Source organism: Magnetospirillum moscoviense (assembly GCF_001650635.1).
Taxonomy (GTDB): domain Bacteria; phylum Pseudomonadota; class Alphaproteobacteria; order Rhodospirillales; family Magnetospirillaceae; genus Magnetospirillum; species Magnetospirillum moscoviense.
This window is the reverse complement of sequence record NZ_LWQU01000077.1, coordinates 1-1,112: the sequence shown is the minus strand read 5'-3', so window position 1 is coordinate 1,112 and position 1,112 is coordinate 1. Positions and strand designations below refer to the sequence as shown.

2 protein-coding genes are annotated in these 1,112 nt (G+C 64.5%); both read left to right on the top strand.

The window, feature by feature from the left end; all coding sequences use genetic code 11:
• Positions 1-544 (top strand): winged helix-turn-helix domain-containing protein (locus A6A05_RS03880; protein WP_216635741.1); only part of this gene is annotated, 544 nt, incomplete at its 5' end.
• Positions 541-1,098 carry an IS630 family transposase gene (locus A6A05_RS21670; RefSeq protein ID WP_245644180.1) on the top strand — a complete coding sequence of 186 codons (558 nt, stop codon included), beginning with the start codon at positions 541-543 and terminating at the stop codon, positions 1,096-1,098. The genes A6A05_RS03880 and A6A05_RS21670, both read left to right, overlap by 4 nt.
• Positions 1,099-1,112 lie beyond the last annotated feature (14 nt).

Sequence of the window (1,112 nt, the reverse complement as noted above, 5' to 3'; positions counted from 1 at the left end):
TTCACTGGCTCCACCAGCTATGGGGGGAGCCATGTACGGTCGTCTCAAGATATCGGAAGCCAAGACATCTTCGGAACTTCGGCTTTGGGCGCGGCATTGCGGCAGCGGGCGGGCGGCGGCACGAGCCTATGCCATCGCCAATGCGCTTGATGGACTGAGCCGGGCCGAGGCGGCGCGTTTGGCGGGGATGGAGCGCCAGGCGCTACGCGACGCTGTGCTTCGCTACAACGCTGACGGGGTTGATGGGTTGCACGACCGCCCCAAGGGCCGCCGTGCCGAATGGCTGACCGGATCCGAGCAGGCGACGCTGGCCGCCGCCATCTTCAAGGGGCCGAAGCCCGAGATCGATGGCGTCTGCACCTGGACGTGCGAGGCGCTGGCGATCTGGATTTCGGAGAAATTCGGCAAGACCATCCACCCCGACAGTGTTGGACGCATCCTGCGTCGCAACGGCATGTCGCGGCAGAAGGTGCGGCCCGTCCACCCAAAGACCGACGCCAAGGCGCAGGAGCGCTTTCAAAAAAAGGGCTCGCCGAGGCCCTGAGCGCCGTCGCCCAAGCCCATCCCGGCAAGCGCATCCGCCTGTTCTTCCAGGACGAAGCCCGTGTCGGCCAGAAGGGGCGGACCTGCCATCGCTGGTGGCTGAAGGGCCAAAGGCCGCCGGGCCTGTGCGACCAGCGGTTCGATTGGACCTACATCTTCGCCACTGTCGAACCCGTTACCGGGGCGGAATTCGCCCTGGTCCTGCCGACGGTGTCCACCGTCACCATGAACCTGTTCCTGGCCGAATTCGCCAAGACCTTGGCTCCCGATGACCACGTCGTCATGGTTCTCGATGGTGCCGGATGGCACGGCGCCGCCGCTCTGGCTGTCCCCGACAACATCACCTTGGTGCCGCTCCCGCCATATTCGCCCGAGTGCAACCCCGTCGAGCGCATCTGGCTCTACCTGCGTGAACGCTTTCTCTCGATCCAGGTCTGGCCAGACCAGAACGCCATTATCGACGCGTGTTGTGACGCGTGGAATGCCCTGGCCGCCGACGCCCAGAGAATCGTCAGCCTCGCCTTCTATCCGTGGATCGAGAAAGTCATTTCATAGGCCGGGCGGTATTA